This is a genomic window from Variovorax sp. M-6 (assembly GCF_052114385.1).
Classification (GTDB): domain Bacteria; phylum Pseudomonadota; class Gammaproteobacteria; order Burkholderiales; family Burkholderiaceae_C; genus Variovorax.
In genome coordinates, this window is sequence record NZ_JBFREQ010000004.1 from 233,161 (window position 1) to 258,386 (window position 25,226).

Below are 25,226 nucleotides of genomic sequence, written 5' to 3' on the forward strand. Positions count from 1 at the left end.
GTCATTTCTTTGGTCTGCCGCGCTCAGGCGCGGTCGGTGCCGCGCAGCGGAATCACCCGGCCCGCGGGGGCCGGCGAATAGTTCAGCAGGCCGGAGATCTCGTCGGCCGTCTGGCGCACGCGCTGCACCATCTCGTCCATGCGGCTTTCCTCGATGTGGCCCGAGGTGATGGTCACGCCCAGCGCCGCCACGATGTGGCCGCTGTGGTCACGCACCGGCGCGGCGATGGTGGAGATGTTGGATTCGAAGAAGCCTTCGCCCAGCACGTAGCCGCGCTGGCGGTCGGCCTGGACCATGTCGAACAACTGGTCGACCGAGACCGGGGTGCTCGGCGAGAAGGACTCGAGCCGGCCTTCGGGATAGAGCGCGCGCAACTGCAGCAGCGTCAGGTCCTCGAGCAGGATGCGGCCGAGCACCGTGGCGTGCGCGGGCAGCCGCGTGCCGACGGTCACCGAACTCGCGAAGGGCGTGGGCGGCGCGACCTTCGCCACGTAGACGATCGAGCGGCCGTCGCGCACCACCAGGTTGCACGGCGTGCGCAGTTCGTCGCACAGGCGCTGCAGGAGCGGCGTCCCGAGCTGCGTGAGCTCCAGCGAGGCCAGGTATTCGAAGCCGAGGCGCAGCACCGACAGCCCTAGGCGATAGTCGCGCCCGCCCTCGGCGCGCTCGAGGAAACCCATGTTCTCGAGCGTGGTCAGGAGCCGGAACACGGTCGAGCGCGGCAGGTCGAAGCGGCGCGCCAGTTCGGGCGCCGAGAGCGAACGGTTCTCGCGGCTGAACTCGCACAGCAGGCGCAGCCCGCGCTCGAGCGCGGGAACGTTGTAGCGGTCCGCACCGTCTTCGATCGCATCGACTTCGTTGGTGGCCATGGGGACTCCTCGTTGTTGTTGTCGGGTCGTTTCAGGACGCCAGCACGTCGCGCAGCAGCGCGGCGACCGCGGCCGGCTGCTCGACGTAGCTCGCATGGCCGGCATCGGCCAGCAGTTCGAGCGCCACGCCGCACTTGGCGGCCGCCTCGGCGCAGCCCGCAGGCGGCGTGACGACGTCGAGCGCGCCGCAGGCCACGCGCACCGGCATCGCCGGCGGCAGGTCGGCCAACAGGTCGCCGCCGCACAGCAACTCGACGGCCTGGCGGTAGCCGCCCTCGTTCAGGCGGGCCATGTTCCAGCGCACCCACTGGCGCGACAGTTCGCTCGCGCCGGCGGACAGCAGCCGGCCTGCGCTCTGCGCGGCCATGCCCGCGATGCCGGCTTGCGCCAGCGTGTCGAGCCGCTGCGCGCGCACCCGCTGGCTGGCTTCGGCGCGTTCGGGGGCGCCATAGCCGCCGGCCGGGCTGATCAGCACCAGCCGCTCGATGCGCGCGGCGAGCGCCGACCCGGGCCGCGCGGCGGACGCCGCGGTGAGCGCGCCGAGCGAATGGCCGACCAGCGTGCAGCGGTCGACGCCGAGGGCATCGAGCATCGCCCCCAGCCGGGCGGCATAGTCGCCGGCCTTCGGCGCCGCGGACGCCAGCGGCGTCGACTCGCCGTAGCCCGGCGCATCCCAGGCGATCACGCGCGCCTGCGGCGCGAGCAGCAGCGCGGTGTCGAGCCAGGAAGCGGCGCCCGATCCGATGCCGTGCAGGCAGACCAGCACCGGCCCCGCGCCGCACTCGCGCACCGACACCACGCCCCCATCGCGCAGCGCGACCGGCCGCGCCGGGAAGCGCGCCTCGAGGCGCTCCAGCTCGGTCGGCGGAAGGGTCTGCAGTTCGATGGAAAGGGCATTGGTCATGGGGTTGTTCCAGAAATACCGCGGAACCGGCTTTGCCGGGCCGCTGGTATTGCCCCCGGCGAGGGGGTGGGCGGCTACACGAAGTGAGCCAACCTGGGGGTGTGCCTTACCTCTTGATCTTGGCCAGCGGATGGTCCGCGGGATAGGTCGGCGTCACCGGCTTCTTGGCGCCCAGCATCACGCACATCAGCGCGTCCTCGTCGCCGATGTTGATCTCCTCGCGGTAGACGCCCGGCGGCACCGAGATCAGGTCGCGGTCGGTCATGATGGTCTCGAAGCGCTCGCCGTCCTTCTCGATGATGACCTTGAGCTTGCCGCGGATCAGGAAGAACACTTCTTCCACGTCGGTGTGCAGGTGCGGCGGGCCTTCGTGGCCGGCGGGGATCACCATGGTCGAGAAGGTGAAGTTCTCGGCCGGCACGGTGTTGACGTCCTTGGCGACGCCGGTGCCGCCGGTGCCCACGTAGCGCATCTGGGCGCGGCGGAACTTGGGGTCGAAGTCGGCCTGGAACTTGAGCGCGTCCCAGTCGTACTTGCGGGTCGAGTAGCGCGCGATGCGCGTTTCCATCCATTGCTGGAGGCTGCTGCCTTCAGGCTGCGCCAGGGTATTGGCGGCGGCGTCGATCTTCTGTTGTTCGGACAAATCGCTCATCGGGAAACTCCTTGGTCGGAAAAAATCAATGCATCACGAAGCCGCCGTTGACGGCGAGCAACTGGCCGGTCACGAAGCGCGACAGGCCCGAGAGGGAGAAGAGCATCGCGCCGCAGACGTCGGCGGCCTGCTGCTCGCGCGGGATCGCGCGGCCTTCGAGGTATTTCTGGTGGCGGGCCAGCGGCACGTATTCGGTCGCCTCGACCAGCGTGAGGCCGGGCGCCACGGCGTTCACCGTGATGCCCTCGCCGCCCCACTCGCGCGCCAGCGAGCGCGTCATCGAGATCACGGCGCCCTTGCTCGAGGCGTAGGCCAGCAGGTTCGGCGCGCCCCACAGCGCGGTGTCGGACGCCAGGTTGACGATCGCGCCGCGGCCGCCGGCGGCGAGCGCGGCGCGGCAGGCCCGGCTCATGAGCCAAGTGCCGCGCACGTTGACGTTCATCACGCGGTCCCAGGTGTCGACGTCGAGCGCCTGCGCATCGCGGCCGCCCGAGTTGGTGATGGCGGCGTTGTTGACCAGGCCGTCGAGACCGCCGAGCGCCGTGGTCGCCGCGGCGGCGCAGGCTTCGATCGAGGCCGGGTCCGACAGGTCGACCGCCAGCGCGTGGGCCGTGAAGCCGGCCTCGCGCAGCGCCGCGGCCTCGGTCTGGGCCAGGTCCGAAAGAATGTCGGCCATCACCACGCCGGCGCCGGCGGCGGCGATGCACTTGGCGAACGCGAGGCCCAGGCCGCGCGCGGCCCCCGTCACCAGGACCTTGCGGCCGGCGAGCAGGTTGGCGGGCAGTTCCGCAAGCAGGGCTTGCAGGCTCTGGTGGTCGGGGGTCACGCTGGGTTGGGTCATGGGTTCTTCTCAGTCGGCCTGGATGCCGAGGTCTTTGATGACGCGGCCGAAGCGCTCGAAATCGGCGGCATTGGTCTTGGCCAGGGTCTCGGGCGTGCCGCCCAGGGGCAGCGCGCCCAGCGTCGCCATCCTGGAAGCGACGTCCGGCATCTTGAGGATCTCGTTGAAGTGGGCGTTGAGCGTCTTCACGATCTCGGGCGGCAGGCCCTTGGGACCGAAGATCCCGTTCCAGGCAACCACCTCGACATCCTTGTAGCCCAGCTCCTGCAGCGTCGGCACATTGGGCGCGAGCGGCGAGCGGGCGCGGTCGGCGACCGCCAGCGGCACCAGCTTGCCGCTCGACAGGTAGGGCGCGATCGGCCCGTAGGTGACCACGGTCAGCGGCACGTGGCCGCCGAGCACATCGTTGATCGCCGGCGCCACGCCCTTGTACGGCACGTGCTTGATGTTCACGCCGGCCGTCTTGTTGAACATCTCGCCCAGGATGTGCATCGGCGAACCGCTGCCCGGGCTGGCATAGGACAGCGCCTGGCTGCTCTTCGCGGTGGCCACCATGTCCTTCAGGCTCTTGGCGCCGCTGCCCGGGCCCGAGACCAGGAACAGCGGCATCATCGCGGTCTGGATGATGGGCGTGAAGCCGTTCACCACGTCGTAGCCGGCGCCCGCGCCGGTCTTGAGCACGATCTGTGCGATCGAGAAGGTGCTCGGCGCCACCAGCAGCGTGTAGCCGTCGGCCGGCGCCTTGGCCACATAGCTGCTGCCGATCACGCCGCTGGCGCCGGGCCGGTTGTCGACCACCACCGGCTGGCCGAGGCGGGTCGAAAGTTTCTCCGCGAAGAGCCGCGCCAGTGCATCGGTATCGCCACCGGCCGGATAGGCCACCACCAGCGTGATCGGCTTGGTCGGCCAGGCCTGGGCCCAGGTCGGGCCGGCCAGGCAGGCGGCGGCGGTGCAGAGCGCGAGGGCCAGGGCTTGGCGACGTGTCTTCTTCATCATGGGAGGCGCTTCCTTGGAGGGAGGGAGAACTCGCTTTGTTTCACCAATAAAACACTGATTTAGTAATGAAACGGTGGGATGGAGAATAGTAGGTGAAATGCCTGTGAAATATAGGTAAAAACCCTATGCCTCACTGCGAGAACGGCGCGCCATACACCTCCTGCGCTGAGCAAGGCCTGACTTCCGGGGGCCGGACATACCCCGAGCGCGCCGACGGCTGATCGACAGCTTGCCTTCCTACGATGGACGCACCGTGCAGCCGCGTGCCGCACATTCGCAGGAGACCTCCATGAGCACAGCCACCCTCGCCAGCGGCCACCCGGCGCCCACGGCCAGAACTTCCAAGCTCGGCGCCGTGCTGCGCGTCACGAGCGGCAACTTCCTCGAGCAGTTCGACTTCTTCCTGTTCGGCTTCTACGCCACCTACATCTCCAAGGCCTTCTTCCCCGCCAGCAGCGACTTCGCCTCCCTGATGCTGACCTTCGCGGTCTTCGGCGCCGGCTTCCTGATGCGGCCCCTGGGCGCCATCATCCTGGGCGCCTACATCGACGAAGTGGGCCGGCGCAAGGGGCTGATCGTCACGCTGGCCATCATGGCCAGCGGCACGGTGCTGATCGCCTTCGTTCCCGGCTACGCCACGATCGGCGTCGTCGCGCCGGTGCTGGTCCTGCTGGGCCGGCTGCTGCAGGGTTTCTCGGCAGGCGCCGAGCTCGGCGGCGTCTCGGTCTATCTGTCGGAGATGGCGACGCCGGGCCACAAGGGCTTCTACACCGCCTGGCAATCGGCCAGCCAGCAGGTCGCGATCGTGCTGGCCGCCGCGCTGGGCTTCGCGCTCAACGAGATGATGGCGCCGGCCACGCTGTCCGACTGGGGCTGGCGGATCCCGTTCTTCGTCGGCTGCCTGATCATCCCGTGCATCTTCGTGCTGCGCCGCTCGCTGCAGGAGACCGAGGCTTTCCAGGCTCGCAAGCACCATCCGACGACGCGCGAGGTGTTCCAGTCGATGGCGCGCAACTGGCGCGTGGTGCTGTGCGGGATGCTGCTGGTCGCGATGACCACCACCACCTTCTACCTGATCACGGTCTACACGCCGACCTTCGGGCGCACCGTGCTGCACCTGAGCGCGCGCGACAGTCTGGTCGTGACCCTGCTGGTGGCGGTCACCAATTTCATCTGGCTGCCGATCGGCGGCGCGCTGTCGGACCGCATCGGCCGCAAGCCGCTGCTGCTGGCCGTCACGCTGCTGGCCATCTTCACGGCCTATCCGGCAATGCACTGGCTGGCGGCGGCGCCCAGCTTCGGCCGCATGCTCGACGTGCTGCTGTGGTTCTCGTTCCTGTTCGGCATGTACAACGGCGCCATGGTCGTGGCCCTGACCGAGGTGATGCCGGTGGAGGTCCGCGTGGTCGGCTTCTCGCTCGCCTACAGCCTGGCGACCGCCGTGTTCGGAGGCTTCACGCCGGCGATCTCGACCTGGCTGATCGAGGCGACCGGCGACAAGGCGGCGCCGGCCTTGTGGCTCAGTGTGGCGGCGGTCTGCGGGCTGGCGGCGACGCTGATCCTCTACCGCAAGGGGCGCAAGGCGGCGGTCGCCTGAGGCCTCGAAACGCGGACCCCGCTGCGGCAGAATCCGGGGCCATGAGCACCCCCCTGTCCCCGACCGTGGTTTCGGCCTTCACGCCGACCGGCGCGCTGCGCGCCTCCATCAACCTCGGCAACCCGATCCTCGCCGGCCGCGACGCCGCCACCGGCGAGCCGGTCGGCGTCTCGATCGACCTGGCGCGTGCCTTCGCCGATCGGCTGGGCGTCGCGGTCGAGTTGGTCGTGTTCGAGAAGGCGGCCGCCTCCGTCGATGCGGTGCGCAACGACAAGGCCGACATCGGCTTCTTCGCCATCGACCCGGCACGCAGCGAAGGGCTGCGTTTCACCGCGCCCTATGTGCTGATCGAAGGCAGCTACCTGGTGCCGGCGGGTTCTGCGATCCGCGACAACGACGAGGTGGATCGCGACGGGCAGCGCATCGCGGTCGGCAGCGGCAGCGCCTACGACCTGTTCCTCACGCGCGAGATCAGGCAGGCGCGGATCGTGCGCGTGCAGGGTGCCCAGGGCGTGATGGAGTGCCTGCGTGCCGGCCAGGCCGAGGTGGCGGCAGGCATCCGCCAGGTGCTCGAAGCCGAGGCCGCGCGCGACGCCGGCCTGCGCCTTTTGCCGGGTCGCTTCATGGTGATCCAGCAGGCCATGGGAACGCCCGCTTCGCGTGGGCCCGAAGCCGCCGCCGCCCTGGCCGCCTTCGTCGAGGAGATGAAGGCCAGCGGCTTCGTGGCCGATGCGCTGGCCCGGCACCGGATCCAGGGCGCCAGCGTGGCGCCGGCCGGTGGCCTGCCTGCCTAGAGCCCCAGCTGGGTCAGCAACTGCCGCGCCGGCCAGCGCTCGCGGCGTGCCGGCCAGGCCTGAACCAGTTCGGCCATCCGCGCATTGAGCGGCGCCTGCATGCCGTGGTCCTGCGCCAGCCGCACCACCTCGCCGCTGAGCACGTCGATCTCGGTGCGACGGCCTCGCGCCAGGTCGTCCGCCATGCTCGAGCGCGCCTTGGCGTCGATGCGCAGCATGCGCGCCGCGACCAGCCGGAACAGCGGGGTCGGCAGCCGCAGGATCGACGGGATCCGCGCCGCCGGCACCGCACCGAGCTGGGCCGGCGCGATGCCGGCCCGCTCGAGCACGGCCAGCGCCTCGTCGATCAGCGCCGCGAAGCAGCGCCGGTAGCCGCGCTGCAGCAGCTCGTCGCGCAGCGGCAGTCCCGACAGTGCATTGACCGGATTGTTGAGATTGAACAGCAGCTTGCCCCACTGGACCGGCAGAAGATCGGCATGGAGATCGATCGGGACGCCGGCACGCTCGAACACGGCTACCCAGGGCCGCAGCGCCGGGTGGTCCTGGGCCGCCAGCCGGCCCTCGGTGCCGCGATGGAAGGCGCCCGGACCGATCTCGGCGACGTTGTAGGGCACCATGCCCGGCAGCACATGCAGGCCCGGCCCGGCCTCGGCGGCGACCCGCGCATTCGAGACGCCGTTCTGCAGCGACAGCACGGTGGTGCCGGCCGGCAGAACCGCGGCGAGCTCGGCCGCGGCTTCGGCGGTCGCGCCGCTCTTGACGGTCAGCAGCACCAGCGCGGGCCTGATGCCCGCGGGCACGACATCGGACAGATGCAACTCGGCCGGTGGCACGTGGCTCTTTCGGCCGTCGAGGTCGGTGAGCGTGAGGCCGTGCTGCGCCAGTTCGCCCAGCACGCGCGGCCGGCCCACGAAGGTCACGCGGACCTTCGCCGCCGCCAGCCGGCCGCCGATGAACGAGCCGATGGTGCCGGCGCCCATCACGAGGATGTCGACCGCCACGTCGTCCGCCACGGCTAGACGCGTTCCGCGACCCAGCCCTGCACCGACTTCAGCGCCGCCGGCACGCCCGCCGCATCGGTGCCGCCGGCCATCGCCATGTCGGCCTTGCCGCCGCCCTTGCCGCCGACCTGCTGGGCGACGAAGTTGACCAGCTCGCCGGCCTTCACGCGGCCCATGGTGTCGGCCGTGACGCCGGCCGCGATCTGCACCTTGCCGCCCTCGACCGCCGCCAGCACGATGGCCGCGGTCTTGAGCTTGTCCTTGAGCTTGTCCATGGTGTCGCGCAGCGTCTTGGCGTCGGCGCCGTCGAGCTTGGCCGCCAGCACCTTGACACCCTTGACGTCGACCGCCTGCGCCAGCAGTTCGTCGCCCTTGGACGAGGCCAGCTTGCCCTTGAGCGAGCCGACCTCGCGCTCCAGCGCCCTCACCTGCTCCAGCACCTGCGTGAGCCGGCCCTGCAGTTCGGAGGCCGGCGTCTTGAGCGTCGCGGCCACGCTGTGCACCGTGGCCTCGAGCTGCTGCAGGTAGGCCAGCGCGTTGGCGCCGGTCACGGCCTCGATGCGGCGCACGCCGGCGGCCACGCCGCCTTCGCTGGTGATCTTGAAGAGCCCGATGTCGCCGGTGCGCGAAACGTGCGTGCCGCCGCAGAGCTCGCGGCTGCTGCCGATGTCGAGCACCCGCACCGTGTCGCCGTACTTCTCGCCGAACAGCATCATCGCGCCGGTCTTCTGCGCCGACTCCATGTCCATCAGGCGCGCCTGGGTCGCCTGATTGGCCAGAATCTCGGCGTTCACGCGGCGCTCGATCTCGAGGATCTGCTCGGGCGTGACGGCGGCGTTGTGCGCGAAGTCGAAGCGCGTCTTGTCGGCATCGACCAGCGAGCCCTTCTGCTGCACGTGCTCGCCCAGCACTTCGCGCAATGCCTTGTGCATCAGGTGGGTGACGCTGTGGTTGCGCATGGTGGCGGCGCGGCGTTCGGTGTCGACCCGGGCCGTGACGGCGTCGCCGACCTTCAGCGTGCCCTGGGTCTGCGTGCCGTGGTGGCCGTAGACATCGGCCTTGATCTTCTGCGTGTCCTCGACGCCGAACTGCACGCCCTCGGCAACGAGCACGCCCTGGTCGCCGACCTGGCCGCCGCTCTCGGCATAGAAGGGCGTGGTGTCGAGCACCACGATGCCGGGCTGGCCCTCGGCCAGCTGCGGCACCGGCGCGCCTTCGAAGTAGAGCGCGACCACCGTCGCCTTTTCTTCGAGCAGTTCGTAGCCCGTGAACATGTTGCCCGCGCCGCTGTACTCGACCGCGCGTTCCATCTTGAACTTGCCCGCGGCGCGACCCGCGGCCTTCTGCTTCTCCATCGCGGCATGGAAGCCCACCTCGTCGACCGCCACGCTGCGCTCGCGGCAGACGTCGGCCGACAGATCGAGCGGGAAGCCGTAGGTGTCGTGCAGCTTGAAGGCGACGTCGCCCGGCAGCACCTTGGCGTCGCCGGCCAAAGCCGCATCGAGGATTTCCATGCCGTTGGCCAGGGTCTCGAAGAAGCGCTCCTCCTCGGCCTTCAGCGTCTCGGTGATGCGCTTCTCGTCGGCGCGAAGCTTGGGATAGGCGTCGCCCATCAGCGCCACCAGGTCGGGCACCAGCTTGTGGAAGAAGGGCTTCTTCTGGCCCAGCTTGTAGCCGTGGCGGATCGCGCGGCGCACGATGCGGCGCTGCACGTAGCCGCGCCCTTCGTTCGACGGAATCACGCCGTCGGCCACCAGGAAGGCGGTGGCGCGGATGTGGTCGGCGATCACGCGCAGGCTCTTGTTGCCCAGGTCCGGCTCGCCGGTCTCGCGCGACGCGGCCTTGACCAGGGCCGCGAACAGGTCGATCTCGTAGTTGCTGTGCACGTGCTGCAGGATCGCGGCCAGCCGCTCCAGGCCCATGCCGGTGTCGACGCAGGGCGCGGGCAGCGGCTTCACGCTGCCGTCGGGCTGCATGTCGAACTGCATGAACACGTTGTTCCAGATCTCGATGTAGCGGTCGCCGTCTTCATCGGGGCTGCCGGGCGGGCCGCCCGCGATCCCGGGGCCGTGGTCGTAGAAGATCTCGCTGCACGGGCCGCAGGGGCCGGTGTCCGCCATCATCCAGAAGTTGTCGGACATGTAGCGGCCGCCCTTGTTGTCGCCGATGCGCACCACGCGCTCGGGCGGCAGGCCGATCTCCTTGGTCCAGATGTCGTAGGCCTCGTCGTCCTCGATGTAGACCGTGGCCCAGAGCTTTTCGGCCGGCAGCTTGTAGACCTCGGTCAGCAGTTCGAAGGCCCACTTGAGCGACTCGCGCTTGAAGTAGTCGCCGAAGCTCCAGTTGCCCAGCATCTCGAAGAAGGTGTGGTGGCGCGCGGTGTAACCGACGTTCTCGAGGTCGTTGTGCTTGCCGCCGGCCCTGAGGCAGGCCTGCACCGAGGCTGCGCGCACGTAGGGGCGGCGGTCGCTGCCGAGGAACACGTCCTTGAACTGCACCATCCCGGAGTTGGTGAACATCAGGGTCGGATCGTTGGCCGGCACCAGCGAACTGGAGGGCACGACGGTGTGGCCCTTGGTCGCAAAGAAATCGAGGAACGACTTGCGGATGTCGGCGACGCTGAAGGTGGGCTGGCTCATCTTGGGTTCTTGGCTTGTGCGAAGGCGGCCGGTTGGGGGCAGCCCCTGCATCGAACCCACCTGACTGCTTGATCTGCTGGAGCCTTCGATTATAGGTTTGGGGGCTGGAGGGCCGCTTCGGCCTCCTCCAGGATCTCGACCGCGCGCTGGAATCGAAGCTGCTGCATCGCGCGTTCCAGCGCTTCGAAGCGCTCCGCCCCGAGGCGGGTCCGCAACGACGGGCCGAGTTCGTCGAAGCGGGACATGGCGGAAACGCTCTGCTGCCGCAGCTCGCCGATCCAGTCGGCAAGGTCTTCGGGGCCGGGCGGCGCGGCGCCGCGGGCCTGCGTCCCGCCGGCGGCGGCCTCGAGGAACGGCTGCACCGCCACCTGCAGCCGACGCAGCGCCCCGGCCAGCGCGCCCAATGCCGCCTGCGTTTGCGGCGCCTGGCGGCCGCCCCGCTGGAGCCCTGCTTCGGCCTCTGCCGCGTGGCGCCCCACCGCGTGGATGCCAAGGGTGCGGGCACTGCCTTGCAGCTTGTGCAGCCGCGCGGCCAGCGCCACGACCGAGTCCGCACAGGCAGCAGCGCCCTCCTCCTGCGCCAGATCGGCGAATTCGGCGAGCAGCCGGCGCAGCGCGCTGGCCAGCAGCCCGCGATCGCCCTGCAGCCGCCGGAACGAATCCACGGCGTCGATGCCTTCGATGACCGGCCAGTCCGCCGGCAGCCGAGGTTCGGCCATCGGCTTCACCGGTGCAGCGGGCGCCTCGCCGCCGCGCGCCCGCTCCACCCAGCGCCGCACGGTCCGCACCAGCGCCTCGGCATCGAAGGGCTTGCTCACGAAGTCGTTCATGCCGGCCTCGAAGGCCCGCTCGCGCTCGGCCACCAGGGCACTCGCGGTCAACGCGATCACCGGCAAGGCCGCGAGGCCGAGCTCGCCGCGAATCCGCCGCGTCGCTTCGTTGCCGTCGAGCACCGGCATGTGGACGTCCATCAGCACCAGGTCGAACGACCCGGGGCCCGCCCGCAGCATCTCGACCGCCTCGCGGCCATCCTTCGCCAGGCGGACCTCCGCGCCCGCGCGCCCAAGGATGTTCTGGCAGACCAGCAGATTGACCGGGCTGTCGTCCACCACCAGCACCCGGATCCGCGACAGGTCCTGATCGGGAGAGGCGGCGCCCGGCGCCACGGCATCGGCGGCGATCTCCAGCGGCAGCACGACCCAGAATTCGCTGCCGCTGCCCGGCGTGCTGGCGACCCCGAGTTCACCGCCCATCAGCTCGGTGAGCTGCTTGACGATCGTGAGCCCCAGCCCGGTGCCGCCGAAGCGCCGCGTGGTCGACGAATCGGCCTGGGTGAACGGCGCGAAGACGCGGCCCAGCAGCTCGGATTCGATGCCGATGCCGGTGTCGAGCACGGCAAAGCACATCTGCACATGCCGGTCTTGCCGCTTCTCGGCCGTCACGCTGAGGCAGACCGACCCCTCGGCCGTGAACTTGACCGCGTTGCTCATCAGGTTGACGAGGATCTGGCGCAGCCGCGTCTGGTCGCCGCGCAGCTGCGCCGGCAACCCGTCTCCGGTTTCCAGCCGGAGCGCGATGCCCTTGCCGAGGGCGTTCACGGAGGCCATGGCCATGACGCCGTCGAGCAGCTCGCGCAAATCGAATCCGGATTCGTCGAGCGCCATCTCTCCGGCTTCGATCTTCGAGATGTCGAGGATGTCGTTGATGACGCCCAGCAGCGCGTTGCTGGAGGCGTCGATCTTTTGCAGGAAGTCTCGCTGCGTCTCGTCCAGCGAGGTCTGGCGCAACAGGTAGGCCAGGCCGATGACCGCATTCAGCGGCGAGCGGATCTCGTGGCTCATGTTGGCCAGGAACTCGCTCTTGGCCCGGCTCGCCGACTCCGCCTGCGCGCTGCGTTCCTTGAGCGCCAGATTCAGGGATTCGAGCTGATCCTGCGCCCGTCGCATGTCCGTGACGTCCACCGCCACCGAGATGTAGCCCTGCACGACGCCCTGCTCGTCACGATCGGGAATGTAGTGCAGCCAGTAGTGCGCCGTCGATCCGTCGGCCAGGACGCGCGTGCGCATCACGCGCTGGTCCTTGCCGGCGAGGGCCGCGCGGATGTAGGGCTCGCTGATACGGAACTGCTCGGGGCCCAGCAGCTCCCGCTGCGTGGTGCCGACCATCTGTTCGGGCGCGAGCCCCCGCCAGCGCCGGTAGGCGCTGTTGGCGAAGGTGCAGCGCATGTCGGGCGTCCAGTAGGCGACGATCCCCGGGATGTTGTCGGTGACGATGCGCATGAAGCGCTCGTTGCTGCGCAGCTTTTCTTCGGCCAGTTTTCGCTCCGTCAGGTCGGAGCCGATGGCGATGAAGCCGATCACCGCGTTCGCGGCGTCGCGCAGCGGACTCACGTTGAGGTGCACCGCGACGCGACTGCCGTCCTTGCGCACGTAGGTCCACTCGCGGGGATCTCCGCGGGCAGCGCCCGGCGCCCGGGCGAAGACCTCGCAGACCTCGAGCGGACGGCCCAGCTCGGCGCTGAGCGCCTCGGCACGGGCATGGACTTCGGCCGCGTCGTGGAAGCGGATCATCTCCGCCCGGTCCACGACCTCGGCCGCCGGATAGCCCAGCAAGGCCTCGGCGGCGGGATTGAACAGCCGGACCACGCCGTCGACATCGGTCGCGATGATGGCGCTCGCCGCATCGGCCAGGATCGCCCGCTCACGCATCGACAGGGCCGCCAGCTGCGCCGTGCGCTCGCTCACCTGCTGCTCGAGCGTGGCATTGAGTTCGAGGATGCGCGCCTTGGTCGCCTTCTCGTGCGTGATGTCGCGCACGGTCTGCGCCACGCCCACCACCCGGCCGTCGGCCGACCGGATCGGCGCGGCCGCCACCGAGACCGCCACCGGCGAGCCGTCGCGGTGGCGCCGGAAGGTCTCTAAGGCGGCGACCGCTCTGCCTTCAGCGACATGCCGCAGCAGCGCCTCTTCCTCGTCCAGGTACTCCGGCGGCAGCAGCAGCGCATGGGTGGGGTGCGCGAGGGCCTGGTCGGCGGAGTAGCCGAAGATCTTGGCCGCTGCGTCGTTCCATTCGGTGATCTTGCCGTCCAGCCCGCAGCCGATGATGGCGTCGTTGGAGCTGGTCACGATCGCGGCCAGCCGCGAGCGCTGCTCGCTCTCGCGCTGCTTGCGGCGCTGGGTCACCTGCTCGATGAAGGACAGCAGCGCCAACAGCGTCGCCAGCGTCGCGCCGATCAGGAACACCGCCCAGGGGCTGCGAAGGTTGAGCTGCTTCAGGAACAGCGGCTTGGCGACGATCTCCACCTGCCAGCTGCGCCCATAGAGCGCCAGCGGCAGCACGTTGCGGAGCCCGCCGGCGCCGGCGGCCGGGAACTGGGGCGACACGAAGAAGCGATCGGGCTTGCCGTCGTCCCCCGCATCGGCCAGCGCCATGGCGAACTGGCCGTCCTGGAAGTCGAAACCCTTCAGCACCTCGTCGAGGACCAGCGGCGTGTAGATCCAGCCGATCGTCTCGGCGCGCGTCCCGCGCGTCGGCGCCGACCGGCGGTGGCGCTGCTTCAGCGCCGCGAGTTGCGATTCGACCTGGTAGACCGGCAGCAGCAGCAGCACGGACCTCGGCGCATCGCCGCGCCGCAGCAGCGTGATCGGCGCCGACATCACGATCTCGCCGGTCGCCATGGCGCGTTCGGCGGCGGCGCGCCGGCGCGGCTCGGAGGCCATGTCGAGCCCGATCGCGGGAATGCTGGAATCGGAGGGTTCGAAGTACTGGATGACGTAGCGCTCGCCGTCGTTGGGGCCGAGCTGGTGGACCCGGAAATCGGGCTTGCCGTCGAGCCGGGCGGCGGCGACGAATGCGGCCTCCTGGTCGACCGGCACGCGGCGAATGAAGCCGAAGCCGTTCGAGCCGGGAAACTCGCGCTCGATGTCCTGCGAGGCGCTGTATTGCGCGAAGCGCAGCCGCGTGATGCCGGCGTCCCCGCCGGCGGCGATCACCGCACCGCGCGCACCGCGCAATCCGGATTCGAAAGCGTGCATGCGCGCGGCCACCTGATCGACGGCCCGCCGCGACAGGGCCTCGAAGCGCGTGCGTGCCAGCGACTCGTTGTAGCCGACTTGCAGGAATGCGGCGCCGGCGGCCGCGCCGAGGCCGAGGGCCAGCCACACGAGCGAACGCGCGGACGCCCGCAGCGACGTGGAAATGCTCAATCGGGCTCGCCGACCGCGTCCGTCCCTGCCTCGGCAAACACGGGGAGTGCCAGGCAGGCCTGGGCCCGACCCGCCTGCACCGCCTGGGCCAGGCCCGCGTCGGCGGCGCGTTCGAGCGCCGCGCGCCGGTCGTCCACGGCCCGCGCATCGGGCGCGCCCTGGACGGCAGCATCGAGACAGGCGACGCCGGCGCTGCAAGTCACGTGGCGCGACACGGCGGAGCCCTGGTGTCCGATGTCCAGCGCCTCCACGGCCCGCAGCGCCCGATTGGCGACATGGAGCGCATCGTCGGCCGCCGTGTCGGCGAGGATCAGCGCGAAGCGGTCGCGCCCGAGGCGCGCAGCGAAGTCGCCGGGCCGGCGGATGCTGCGCCGCAGTGCGTCGGCGACCGCAACCAGGCAGGCCTCGGCGGCCTTGCGGTCGTAGAGCGCTTCATAGGAAGCGAAGAAATCCAGCTCGAGCAGCACCAGCGCGACAGGCCCGGCGGACTCGGCAGCGCGCAGGATCTCGCGCTGCAGTTGCTCCGCATGCGCGCTGTCGTTGCCGAGCCCGGTCGCCGCGTCGATCCTGGAGAGCCGTCGCAGGTCGTCGGCCAGGCGCTTGAGCTTCAGTTGGGTGGCCACGCGCGCCAGCACCTGCGGTGCGTCGAAAGGCTTGCGGATGAAGTCGACCGCGCCCATCTCGAGCACGGCCACCTCGAGCTCGGACTCCTGGTGGCTGCTCACGAAGATGACCGGCACATCGGCCAGTGCGACGTCGGCCTTGAGGGCCTCGCAAACCTGCAGGCCGCTCATGTCGCCCATCTGCGCATCGAGCAGGATCAGGTCGGGCTGAGCCTCCTTGCAAAGGCGCAGCGCGTCGACGCCGCTGGTCGCGAAGCGGACGGTCGGGTAGTTCGAGAGCATCCGGCTCAACAGCTGGATGATGGTGGGGTCGTCGTCGACGAGAAGGAGGCTCCCCTCGACCGCTGATTTTTTCATCGCGGCATTCTGCCGGAAGCCGAGCCGTCGATCACGCGAACGTGACGGGCTTCGGTGTGGATGGAGCGGGTGAAGGGAATCGAACCCTCGTATGAAGCTTGGGAAGCTGCCGTTCTACCATTGAACTACACCCGCATCGGCCGATCGAGCGCATTGGCGTGCGCCCGACGACAGTCCGGAGTATAGGTCCATGTTCTTCGATGTCCGCGCCAGGGCCCGATCAGGGTTCTCCACCAGGCCCGTGGACAGCCCTGTGGAAAACCGCATGCGAAACGCCGGGGATCGACTCCAGACTGGCCATCCGACGCGATGCCTCAAAAAGAGGCACTGCGGCGACCCTGACCCATCCGCCTGGCTGCGGCACCTGTGGTCGGCCTTCGGCGTCAAGGGCTGCATCGCCCTCGCCTTAGAATTCATGACAAGTAAGAGAACTTTCTCTTTACCTACTTCGGCATCAGGACACAGAATGTAAGGATAACCAATAGCCAGCCGAGGAGGGTTGGGAGTGCAGCCTGAACCAATGAAGCGCGAGGCCGGCGCGAGCAGCCCGGCGCCCGGATCCCTATTGCACACTTGGACATGAACCGGAAGTAACGCATGGACATTCTTGTCGTCGTCGGCACCCTGTCCGGCCGAGGTGGCATCGAAACCTGCGTGCGATCGCTGGCCGAGGAAGCCCGGGCCAACGGGGATCACGTCCGGGTTCTCGCTCTCTGCGCCAGCACGGTCGACGGCAGCTGGCACCAGGGGCTGGCCTACACCGAAATCAAGAACGGGCCGACCTCCCTCAAGCGGCAGATGATCCAGGGCCTGCCGGCGGTGATCCGCGCCTGCCGACAGCATCCGCCCGACGCGGTGGTCGTGATCTATGGCTCCACCATTGCGCTGGTCAGGGTGGCGCTCGCGTTGGCCGGTCTGCGGCGGCCGGTCATGGCCTGGGTACATTTCTCGAACGTGCTCAAGCAGCAGACGCGCCTGTTTCGGCATGCGCACGGCCATATCTGCATCAGCCGCCAGATCGCGGAGTCGATCTCCGCGCTCGACGGCATCCGGCCCGACAGCGTCCACCTGGTCAACAACGGCACCCGCATGGAATCGGTTGCAGCGATCGCGCGCTCGACGCGAGGTCCGCTGCGGATCACCCACATCGGCCGTCTCATGGTGGGCGAACAGAAGCGCACCGACGACCTGCTGCGTGCGCTCGCCGAGGTCCGGGGAGACTGGCGGCTGCAACTGGTCGGGGCCAGCTTCCACGACAGCGACGGCCCCCAGCTGAAAGCGCTCGCGGTCGAACTGGGCATTGCCGAGCGCATCGAATGGTCGGGCTGGCAACCGGATCCCTGGGCCGCGCTCGACGAGGCCGACCTTCTCGTCCTGTGCTCCGCCTTCGAAGGCTTTCCGATGGTGCTGATCGAGGCGATGGCCCGCGGCATCCCGTGCGTCAGCAGCGACTGTTCGTCCGGTCCGTCGGACATCATCCGGACCGGGCACAACGGCTGGCTCTACCCGGTGGGCGACAACGCGGCACTGACCGCCCGCATCCAGGCCCTGGTCGACGACCGCTCGCTGCTGCCGCCGCCCGGCACGATCCGCGCCTCGGTGGAGGCATTCAGCAACCCGAAGGTTTTTCAGCGGATCAGAAAGGCGATCGAGCACACGATCGAGCGCCAGCGCGGCGCCCGGCTTCCTGCCGGTTCGTGAACGACTGCGCATACCGACGCCAGCGCGGCAGAAAGCCCCCGCGCCCCAATCGCTCATCGCCGCCTACAATCCACCCCATGGTCTTCCCGGTCCCCCATCCCACCGCCTGCCGCGCCGCAGCGCCTTCCGCTTTTGCGGCAGGCCTTCGCACGCCCGCGTTCGGCAACGGGGCGACGCTGCTGGAACCGCGCGAGCCGGCCGCAGACTCCTCAGCCCGGCGATCCCCCCTTACCCTTTTCTAGCGCAACCATCGATCGCCGGGCCTCTGCCCCGCGCTGCCGCGACCACCCCAACCATCGGGGCCGGCCGCATTCGACTGGAGTGCTTCATGCCTGCAAAGATTCACGGCGAGCGCATGCTCACCGAACTCGATCACGTTCGCCTTGCCAAACTGATCGACGGGAAATCCCTTCCCGAACTCGAGGACCTGCTGGACACGACCGATGTGGTGCGCTCGTGCGACGTCGCGCCGGACGTCATCACGATGTATTCGCAGTTCTCGATCGTCGACGCCCATTCGGGGCAGCGCCAGGAGCTGACGCTCTGCTATCCGCGCGACGCCGCACCCGCCGCCGGCTTCGTCTCGGTGCTGTCGCCGGTGGGCACCGGCCTGATCGGCCTGCGGGCCGGCGCCACCGCGAAATGGCAGATGCCCGGCGGCGACGAAGGCGGCGCCCGGGTGGCCGAGATCCTCTTCCAGCCAGAGGCCCATGGCGACTACACGACCTGAACGGGCAGGTCTTCCGGCGGCGAGCGCGCGACGCGCCCGCGATGACGACGAGCTGGCGCGCTATCCCCTGCGCCAGTCGCTCACCGCGGCGCCCGAGACATTGGCGGCGCTGCGGCGGAGCGGCCTGCTCGAGTGGCTCACCAAGCCGGAGTGCTGCCTGCTGGTGGACGACGAGGACCGCATCACGATCTGCGCCGCGCACGAAGACGCGCTGGAACAGGCGGTGGCGTTCATCATGCAGGCGCACGGCGCGTCGGTGAAGCTCGACGCGCCGCAGGTGCACGGCGTGCCCGACCACCAAGGCGGCGGGCCACTGCAGCCCCTCATGTTCGTGCGCGCCCAGGTGCCGCGGGCGCATGCGGCGCAGGCGCTCGAAGAGCTGGTCCGCCGGCACGCGAACGTCCTGGAAAACGACCTGCAAACCGACTGCGTCGTGCTGCGCGCCGAAGTGCGCCTGGCCGACCTGCTGGGCTACCCCGTGTTCCTGCGCGAACTCACGGGCGGTACCGCGGCGTTGTGGATCTGGCTGTTGCGCTACGCACCCGGGCGAGCCTGAGCCCGGGCCGGCCGGACCCCGCGGTCGGCAGACGCCGGCTCACTCGTCGAAGCCGGTCAGCAACTCCTGCAGGTCGTCGTCGAAGCCCGCCACGGGTTGCGCCTTGGCCAGCGCCATCCAGACCGGGAACGGCAGCCGCGGCAGGGCACGGTGCACGGCCGGGCGCGCCACCACCAGCCGCCCCTGCTGCGCGACCAGCACGCCGCATTCCAGGGGGATCTCGTCCGGCTCGCCGATCGGGCGGCCCTTGGCGTCGCAGCCCAGCACGTACCAGCATTCGCCGCCGAGGTCGAGGTAGGCCGCCCGCTTGTCGGGCTTGCGCAGGTCGCTCAGCAGGTCGGCCCGGTTGACCTTGACCTCGTGCACGATCGGCTGCGCGTAGGCCTCGACGCTGGTGTTGCGGATCGAGAAGACATCGGGGCGGGCCACGCACCAGCGCGGCTTGTCGCCCTCGGCCGCGCCGGGCAGCCGGGCCCGCAGGCTCAGGCCGCGCCAGGCCACGCGACCGGCGCGCGTCATCTCGCGCGCGACCTGTTCGACCAGCGCTTCGTGGCGCGACATCGCGGCCCGGTTGACGACCAGCGTGCGCGCGAGCTGCGCGATGCCCGCATCGGTCAGGCGCAGGGTCTCGTGGCCCTGCGCCGAACGCATGCGAGCGAGCAGCCCCGCGGCGAGCAGGTCGACCTCGATGGCATCGCCACACGGCCAGCCCGCCGAGCGATGGATCTCCCGCAGCCGCCGCGCATGCAGCCGGCCGGGCGCCAAGGCGCCGGGCGGCGGGTCGGCGACCGGCGGCGGCGCGCCGGGTTCGACCTGCGGCGGGTTCGAAGGCGGCGGGTCCACCGCGGGGGCCGGCGGCGGCGTCGACGGTGGCGGTGTCGGCAGATCGGGCGCAGGCGGCGGCGGTCCGATGGGGGCGCCGGCGCCGACGCCCTGCAAGGCGAAAGCGGTCATCGCGCTAGGTTAGCGACAAGCAGGCACGGAACGCAGCCCGCGTTGCGTTTCCAGACATTATTTCTCACTGCACTGCGCCGCATGCCCACCCCGGCTAGAACAGATCCAGGCCAGCGACGACCATCAGCGCGACACCCGCCGACACGCTCGCCCAATGGGCGACGTTGGCGCAAAGATCCCAGTCGCGGTATCGGTCTTCGACGCTGCGCTCGAAGAACTCGGCGATCGGATCGATCCTCGCGGCGGGTGGTGCGTCGACGATCGCCTCATGCGTCGCGCCGGGCTTCGCGGCCCTGCCGGGCAGCGTCGCCGCTGTGATGGCATCGAAGTCCAGTCGTTGAAGGTTCGCGATCATCAGTGCACCTCTTGCATCAATGCTATGCCTGCAACGGCTCGGCCCTCGATGAAATCAGCGACTGGAATTGATGCAACTTCCGCATGAATGCCTTGCAATGCGGCATTCCGTCCCGTCCGTCAGAAGGCGCTCGCGCACCGCGAGTCCGGCACCCAGCGCCACCACTCGCTGCGCAGCGCGTCGGGGCTTTCGTCGACGCATCCCTGCAACAGCCCCCCCGGCCCGGCGCCGTGCAATGCCATGCGCATGAGCAACGGCACGTTGCGGCCTGACATGAAGCTCGCGTCGCCTTGCCATGCCAAGCCCTTGGCAAGCGCCGCGAGCAGCAATGCGGGCTGGCTTTGCATGAAATCGAAGGGCATCGGCAGACCGGTGGGCAATCGCTCCAGGCTGGCGCGGATGGCACCGGCGGAGCCGCTCAGGCTTGCCACCCGCAGGCGGGCGTCCGATGGCAGAGAGGATTCGCCCGACGCATCCAGGCACTGCCATGCGCCGTACAGCGCCAGCTCCGCCCATACGCCGATCCGGCGCGGTCGCGCACCGAGCCGCACAGCCAGCGCATTGCGCCAATCGGGCGGCGGAGGATCGGCCACCCAATGCGCGGCAAGCCGCCAGCCCGGAACAGATGGCATGGTCATGCCGATGGCGCGCCGCAATCCTTCAGCAGCAAGGCCGCATGGCCGCCGCCGAATCCGATGGCGTTGACCAGGATGTGCTGCAGATTCGTCGGCGCCCGCTCGGCGAGCACCACGCCCAGCGCCGGGTCCAGGGCGTGATTCGCGACCGGCCACACCCCTGCTTCGATGCAGGCGGTGAGCAGCACCAGTTCCGCCGCGCCCGAAGCGCCGAGCGTATGGCCGATCAGCGACTTGAACGCGACCATGGGCGGCAATGTGTCGAACACCGTCGCCAAAGCGGCCGCCTCGATGGCGTCGTTGTTGAGACTTCCGGCGGCTTGCGGCTTGATGAGGTCGATGTCCTGCGCACGCAGGCCGCCTTGCTGCAACGCGGCCCGGCAGGCTGCGCCGATGGCGCCGGCGTGGGCGCCGGTCGGCGTCGTGCCCGCGACCACGTTGGCACCGCCGATCAGGCACCAGCGTGCCGGTGCGGCGCTCAGGTACATCGCAGCCACCGCTTCGCCAAGAACCAGACCGTTTCGATCGGCACCGAAAGGCAAGGCACGGTCCGGCGACAGCAGCTGCATGCCGCCGAACCCGGCCAGCGTGAGGCGGTTGCTGAACTCGATGCCCAGCACCATCGCCCGCGGCACAGCACCGTCGCGAATCAGTTCCGCCGCCGCAAGCACCGCATTGACTGCCGACGTGCAAGCCGTCGAGACGGTGAACACCGGCCCGCGCCAACCGATGGCGTCGCCCACCGCGTCGGCAAAGACCTGCATGTCGCCGGCCAGGCGACGGGCTTCTTCCTCATGGCCCACATCGAGCGAGGACGATGCCACGAAAAGCGGCATCTCCGCCGTTGCCTGCGCGTCCGGAAGGCCGCATTGGGCAACCACGTCGCACACGGTGCGGCGCAGCCGCTGCCACCAGTCGCCCTCATCGGGCGGCAGCACATGAACAGGCCAGGCGAAGCCCTCCACCGCCGTCACAGGCGTCGGGGCGACGCCGCCGCGCCGCATCGCGGCCAGGGATTCCTGCCGGTCGCGCCCCAGCGCACAGGCCAGTCCGCTCCCTGCCATGTACACCGGGACGTCGCTCACGATCGCCTGGCGCCGAGATACGCCGCCAGGTGCGCGATCGACGTGAGCGCGCGGCGCGTTTCCTTGCTGTCGGGCATGCGCACACCGTATTGCTGCTGAATCGCCATCGACAGCTGCAGCGCATCGAGCGAGTCGAGGTCGAGCCGGGCGTCAGGGCCGAACAGGGGCTCGTCGGGGCTCAAGCCGCCGTCGGGTGCGGGCTGCTCGACGGCATCGAGCACGAGTGCCGTCAACGCCGCGATCAGTTCAGGCAGCGAGGTCCGTTCGTTCATGCGGCGGGTCTTCTGAACAACAGGGCGGCCAGCGCGAGCATGGCCGCGGAGAAAGCAATCAGGCGAAGGACTTCAGGCATCACGCCCGCCACGCCGCCACCGCGCAGCAGCACCGTGAGCAGCGCTTCCAGCCCCCAGTTCATCGGAGACCATGCGGCCACTTTCTGCATGAACACGGGCATCACGAACGTCGGAACCATGATGCCGCCGACGGCCGCCATCAGCACATTGGCGACAGGACCGACCGTCGCAGCCTGGGCGTGGGTGCGCACCGCGCATGCCAGTGCCAGCGACAGGCTCACGGCCGCGAGGCTGATGGCTGCCAGCGCAATGGCCAGCGTTCCCCAGTGCACTCCGGCGAGCGACAGGGCATCGCCGCCCAGCAGGGGCATGAGCCACACCCCGGCGGCCAGCATCAGCGCGGCCTGCACGGCGTTGACGCCGAGGTAAGGCAGGCCCTTGGAGAGCAGCAGGATGCCGGTCGAGACGCCCAGGCCCTGCAGCCTCCCCAGCGTGCCGGAGGCACGCTCCTGAATGAAGAGACTGGACATCGACGCGACGACAAAGAACATGCCGAACACCAGCCAGGCCGGCACGCTCTGCTGGACGGCCGTGGGCCGGGGTCCGGCCGGCGCGAAGCGCTCGGCCTGCACCAGCGCGGCCATCGACGCATCGGGCGGCGGCGGAGGCCCGCCTGCGACGGCGAAGGCCAGCCGGCCTTTGACCTCTCCGGCCGTGCTCATCAATTCGGCGCGCAGTGCATTGAACAGGTTGCCGTCGACGCCGGGCTCGGTCAGCAATTGCACGTGGGGCGCGATCGGCAACGACGGCATGTCCAGCGCATCCGACAAGCCGGGCTGCAGCACGATCACATACTTGAGCTTTCCGGAAAGCAACTGCGTTCGCCAGTCGCCCGGCAGCGGCTGGGGCGTGCCGTGGGTACGCGTCCATGCCGTGAGCAGCATCTGTGCGGGCGCGCCGCCATCGCGCGAATCCACGGCATAGTGCAAGGCAGCGAGCGACGGGTTGTAGTAGTCCTTGAGCGCCAGCGACATCAAGACGATGAAGATCAAAGGCATCAGAAACAGCGCGGCCAGCCCGTGCAGATCACGCGCGAGGGCCAACAGTTCTTTCTTGACAAGCGCCGACAGCAATCTGGGTCCTCAGAGATCGCGCAGGGAGCGATGCGTCAGCGCCATGAACAGCTGCTCGAGGTTCTGGCGACCGAAATCGGCGTGCCGCACCGTCACTCCGGCAGTGTCGAGCGCCGCCAGGACCTCGGCGGGACGAATGCCTGCGGCCAGGCGCACGCGCCAGAGGTCGGCGTCCTGCAGCACCGCGCCAAAGCGTGCGAGCAGGCCCGCGTCGCCACCATCGACACGCACCGTCAGCACCGTGGCGCCTTCGGACAGAAGAGCCTCCAGGGTGCCATCCCGCATGACCCGGCCGTGATCGAGGATGACGACGCGGTCCGCGATGGCTTCGATCTCCTCCATGTAGTGCGACGCATAGATCACGGCGGCGCCTTCGGCGGCCAGGGTCTTGATGGCCTCGAGCACGAAGGCACGCGATTGGGGATCGACCCCGACGGTCGGTTCGTCGAACAACAGGAATTCGGGCTCTGCCAGCAAGGCGATGGCAAGGTTGAGCCGCCGCTTCAGCCCGCCCGACAATCGCTCCGCCCGCGTCGCGGCAAATGCGCCGAGTTGCGCGAAGTGCATGCATGCCGCCACGCGGGCTTGCCTGCGCGCACCGGCAAGCCGGCCCGCTGCCGCAAAGCAGGCCAGGTTCTCCGCCACGGTCAGCATGGGATAGAAGGCGTGCTCCTGCGGCGCCACGGCGATGCGCGTGGGCGTGCGCGCACGCACCGCATGCAAGGGCTCGCCGTCGATCAGCACGCGGCCACTCTGCACGGCCAGCGCACCCGACAGGTGAGAGATCAGCGTGGTCTTGCCCGCGCCGTTCGGGCCGAGCAACCCCAGGACGCTGCCGCGTCGAGCGGCCAGCGACACGCCGTTCAGCGCGGGCTGCACGGTGCCCGGATAGCGGTAGCTCACCTGCTCTAAGGACAGCATTTGCGCGTCCTTATGCCACGGCGCGCTTCAGATCGCGGAAGAAGGCTTCCTCGTGATCGGCCTGAATGCGCAGCATCCCGGCCAGCGCGGGCGGTTCGACGGCCTCGCGTCCCTTGACCATGCGCGCGGCCTTGAGCGCAAACAAGCGCCAACCGTCGCCGATCTCGGTCAGGCGGCTGGCGTATCCGACCAGTTGCGGCAGCGCCGCCAGTTGCGCGGCTTCTTCCAGGAAAGCCGCGTAGATGAAGCGGAATCCCGCGCCTCCGGTGCCGATTTCTTCCTGCATGCGAACCACATGGCCGATGTAGTCCACCGTGTGCGCATCCCCGACCGGCAAGGATGCCAGCTTGTTCGCCAGCATGCGCATGCCGCGCACGCCGACGATCGGCACCGGCGCCAGCATGGTGCGGATGTTCCTGCGAATGGCGTTGCGGATGGCTTGCGCTTCGATCGTCTTGCGTTCGATCGACTGGATGCAATACAGGAGCCCCTTGGGCGCCAGCAAGCCCTTGGCGAAGCGCGCGCGCGCGAGGTCCGCGCTGGCGCAGCGCATCGGTGTTTCGAACACCGGGTCGCTGATCAGGTAGTCGTCGCCTTCCTTGCCGTACACCAACAGGTTGTGCGCATTGAAGTGAAAGCGCATGTTCGGCGGAAAGTACGGCAGCCAGTACACCGAGGTCTGCAAGCCGACCAGCTGGCCCTCGGCCAGCAAGGCATCGAGCCGTGCCTGCCCCGCTTGCGGGCTGCGGAAGGTCTCGAAGCGACAACGCGCCGCCAGCGGCGCCAGCAAGCCCTTGATGATGCTCCTGGGCTGCGCACGGTACGAGACGAGCGGCATCCCCGAGATCTTGATGAACGGCAGGTACGCAAACGACAGCGCCGACGAGAGCCCGAACGCGAGGCTTTCCGTCATGGGCACGCCGTGCTGTCGCAGCATGCCGGAGATGACGCCGCTCTCGCAATGCGCCGCGTGCTGGTGCTCAAACTTCATGGCAGGCGCTCGAGCATCGGAATCGACAGGCCCAATGCGTCGGCATAGCGTGCCAGTTGCCTGGAAGAAAGCGCCGCAAAGCCGCGCGGCCGACAGTGGCGCCGCACGCGCCAGCGCCAGAATCCGCTGGCCTGCGACAGCAGCGCCACGTCCATGCGACGCTCATACATCCAGTACTCGAGCGGCGACGCGGCGCCCGCCAACACGCGCGCGCGTGCGCTTTCGGCCTGCGCCGCGAGCGCATCGACCGCATGGGCCGTGACGATCTCCTCGGCCTCCCAGCCGCGCGAGCCGACCGTGACGGTATGGCCGTCGGCATCGCGTGCGTACATGAGCTTTCGATGCCCGCCGAGCGTGGCATTGCCCTCTTGCGGGACTGCGTCGACGTCCATCG

At 69.4% G+C, this 25,226-nt stretch carries 23 protein-coding genes and 1 tRNA gene; 5 read left to right on the plus strand and 19 right to left on the minus strand.

The genetic code is table 11. The features are described 5' to 3' along the window. Positions 1-23: 23 nt before the first annotated feature. The 5 genes from AB4Z46_RS06975 to AB4Z46_RS06995 form a co-directional block, all read right to left on the minus strand. Complete coding sequence (locus AB4Z46_RS06975; RefSeq protein ID WP_442282748.1) at positions 24-869, minus strand: IclR family transcriptional regulator; 846 nt, start codon at positions 867-869, stop codon at positions 24-26. A gap of 31 nt (positions 870-900) precedes the next feature. Then, positions 901-1,773 (minus strand): alpha/beta fold hydrolase, encoded by an 873-nt coding sequence (locus AB4Z46_RS06980; protein ID WP_442282749.1) that lies wholly within the window; start codon positions 1,771-1,773, stop codon positions 901-903. A 106-nt stretch (positions 1,774-1,879) separates the two neighbouring features. Then, positions 1,880-2,425, minus strand: a complete 546-nt coding sequence (locus tag AB4Z46_RS06985; RefSeq protein ID WP_442282750.1) for a cupin domain-containing protein — start codon at positions 2,423-2,425, stop codon at positions 1,880-1,882. 25 nt (positions 2,426-2,450) lie between these two features. Further along, positions 2,451-3,266, minus strand: coding sequence for an SDR family oxidoreductase (locus tag AB4Z46_RS06990; RefSeq protein ID WP_442282751.1), 816 nt, complete (start codon positions 3,264-3,266; stop codon positions 2,451-2,453). 9 nt (positions 3,267-3,275) lie between these two features. Continuing rightward, positions 3,276-4,259, minus strand: coding sequence for a Bug family tripartite tricarboxylate transporter substrate binding protein (locus AB4Z46_RS06995; RefSeq protein WP_442282825.1), 984 nt, complete (start codon positions 4,257-4,259; stop codon positions 3,276-3,278). Between the two features lie 292 nt (positions 4,260-4,551). On the opposite strand from AB4Z46_RS06995, the gene AB4Z46_RS07000 reads away from it, so the two are divergent. Then, positions 4,552-5,859, plus strand: a complete 1,308-nt coding sequence (locus AB4Z46_RS07000) for an MFS transporter (protein ID WP_442282752.1) — start codon at positions 4,552-4,554, stop codon at positions 5,857-5,859. 41 nt (positions 5,860-5,900) lie between these two features. Next, positions 5,901-6,653 carry a transporter substrate-binding domain-containing protein gene (locus tag AB4Z46_RS07005; RefSeq protein ID WP_442282753.1) on the plus strand — a complete coding sequence of 251 codons (753 nt, stop codon included), beginning with the start codon at positions 5,901-5,903 and terminating at the stop codon, positions 6,651-6,653. Here AB4Z46_RS07005 and AB4Z46_RS07010 read toward each other — a convergent pair. From AB4Z46_RS07010 to AB4Z46_RS07030, 5 genes are all read right to left on the minus strand, one after another. Further along, on the minus strand, positions 6,650-7,633 hold the full coding sequence (locus tag AB4Z46_RS07010) for a 2-dehydropantoate 2-reductase (RefSeq protein ID WP_442282826.1): 984 nt from the start codon (positions 7,631-7,633) through the stop codon (positions 6,650-6,652). The genes AB4Z46_RS07005 and AB4Z46_RS07010 overlap by 4 nt on opposite strands. Positions 7,634-7,668: 35 nt before the next feature. Continuing rightward, positions 7,669-10,293, minus strand: coding sequence for an alanine--tRNA ligase (gene alaS / locus AB4Z46_RS07015; protein ID WP_442282754.1), 2,625 nt, complete (start codon positions 10,291-10,293; stop codon positions 7,669-7,671). A gap of 89 nt (positions 10,294-10,382) precedes the next feature. Then, the gene (locus tag AB4Z46_RS07020) at positions 10,383-14,498 is read right to left on the minus strand and encodes a PAS domain S-box protein (RefSeq protein WP_442282755.1); all 4,116 of its coding nucleotides are present in this window, start codon (positions 14,496-14,498) and stop codon (positions 10,383-10,385) included. Further along, positions 14,495-15,478 carry a response regulator gene (locus AB4Z46_RS07025; protein WP_442282756.1) on the minus strand — a complete coding sequence of 328 codons (984 nt, stop codon included), beginning with the start codon at positions 15,476-15,478 and terminating at the stop codon, positions 14,495-14,497. The genes AB4Z46_RS07020 and AB4Z46_RS07025 overlap by 4 nt, the downstream gene beginning before the upstream one ends. 61 nt (positions 15,479-15,539) lie before the next feature. Then, positions 15,540-15,613 (minus strand) — tRNA-Gly (locus AB4Z46_RS07030). Between the two features lie 462 nt (positions 15,614-16,075). Here AB4Z46_RS07030 and AB4Z46_RS07035 point away from each other — a divergent pair. The 3 genes from AB4Z46_RS07035 (at position 16,076) to AB4Z46_RS07045 (ending at position 18,465) form a co-directional block, all read left to right on the plus strand. Continuing rightward, the gene (locus AB4Z46_RS07035; protein ID WP_442282757.1) at positions 16,076-17,179 is read left to right on the plus strand and encodes a glycosyltransferase; all 1,104 of its coding nucleotides are present in this window, start codon (positions 16,076-16,078) and stop codon (positions 17,177-17,179) included. A 328-nt stretch (positions 17,180-17,507) separates the two neighbouring features. Beyond that, entirely contained in the window at positions 17,508-17,909 is a 402-nt protein-coding gene (locus tag AB4Z46_RS07040) for a GreA/GreB family elongation factor (protein WP_442282758.1), read from the plus strand. After that, complete coding sequence (locus AB4Z46_RS07045; protein WP_442282759.1) at positions 17,890-18,465, plus strand: hypothetical protein; 576 nt, start codon at positions 17,890-17,892, stop codon at positions 18,463-18,465. The genes AB4Z46_RS07040 and AB4Z46_RS07045 overlap by 20 nt, the downstream gene beginning before the upstream one ends. Before the next feature lie 39 nt (positions 18,466-18,504). Here the strand turns inward: AB4Z46_RS07045 and AB4Z46_RS07050 are convergent, their stop codons facing one another. The 9 genes from AB4Z46_RS07050 to AB4Z46_RS07090 all read right to left on the minus strand — a co-directional run bounded on the left by AB4Z46_RS07050 (position 18,505) and on the right by AB4Z46_RS07090 (position 25,224). Next, the gene (locus tag AB4Z46_RS07050) at positions 18,505-19,419 is read right to left on the minus strand and encodes a hypothetical protein (protein ID WP_442282760.1); all 915 of its coding nucleotides are present in this window, start codon (positions 19,417-19,419) and stop codon (positions 18,505-18,507) included. A 94-nt stretch (positions 19,420-19,513) separates the two neighbouring features. Beyond that, a complete protein-coding gene (locus AB4Z46_RS07055; protein ID WP_442282761.1) occupies positions 19,514-19,774 on the minus strand; it encodes a hypothetical protein in 261 nt (86 codons plus the stop codon). Positions 19,775-19,893: 119 nt separating this feature from the next. Next, positions 19,894-20,412: a hypothetical protein gene (locus tag AB4Z46_RS07060; RefSeq protein WP_442282762.1), complete on the minus strand. Its 519-nt coding sequence runs from the start codon at positions 20,410-20,412 to the stop codon at positions 19,894-19,896. Then, entirely contained in the window at positions 20,409-21,494 is a 1,086-nt protein-coding gene (locus tag AB4Z46_RS07065; RefSeq protein WP_442282763.1) for a beta-ketoacyl synthase N-terminal-like domain-containing protein, read from the minus strand. The genes AB4Z46_RS07060 and AB4Z46_RS07065 overlap by 4 nt, the downstream gene beginning before the upstream one ends. After that, complete coding sequence (locus tag AB4Z46_RS07070; RefSeq protein ID WP_442282764.1) at positions 21,491-21,766, minus strand: acyl carrier protein; 276 nt, start codon at positions 21,764-21,766, stop codon at positions 21,491-21,493. The genes AB4Z46_RS07065 and AB4Z46_RS07070 overlap by 4 nt, the downstream gene beginning before the upstream one ends. Beyond that, the gene (locus AB4Z46_RS07075) at positions 21,763-22,890 is read right to left on the minus strand and encodes an ABC transporter permease (protein ID WP_442282765.1); all 1,128 of its coding nucleotides are present in this window, start codon (positions 22,888-22,890) and stop codon (positions 21,763-21,765) included. Before AB4Z46_RS07075 ends, AB4Z46_RS07070 begins: the two co-directional genes overlap by 4 nt. 39 nt (positions 22,891-22,929) lie before the next feature. Beyond that, positions 22,930-23,841, minus strand: a complete 912-nt coding sequence (locus tag AB4Z46_RS07080; protein WP_442282766.1) for an ABC transporter ATP-binding protein — start codon at positions 23,839-23,841, stop codon at positions 22,930-22,932. Positions 23,842-23,851: 10 nt separating this feature from the next. Beyond that, complete coding sequence (locus tag AB4Z46_RS07085; RefSeq protein WP_442282767.1) at positions 23,852-24,832, minus strand: BtrH N-terminal domain-containing protein; 981 nt, start codon at positions 24,830-24,832, stop codon at positions 23,852-23,854. After that, complete coding sequence (locus AB4Z46_RS07090) at positions 24,829-25,224, minus strand: hypothetical protein (protein ID WP_442282768.1); 396 nt, start codon at positions 25,222-25,224, stop codon at positions 24,829-24,831. The genes AB4Z46_RS07085 and AB4Z46_RS07090 overlap by 4 nt, the downstream gene beginning before the upstream one ends. Between the last annotated feature and the right edge of the window lie 2 nt (positions 25,225-25,226).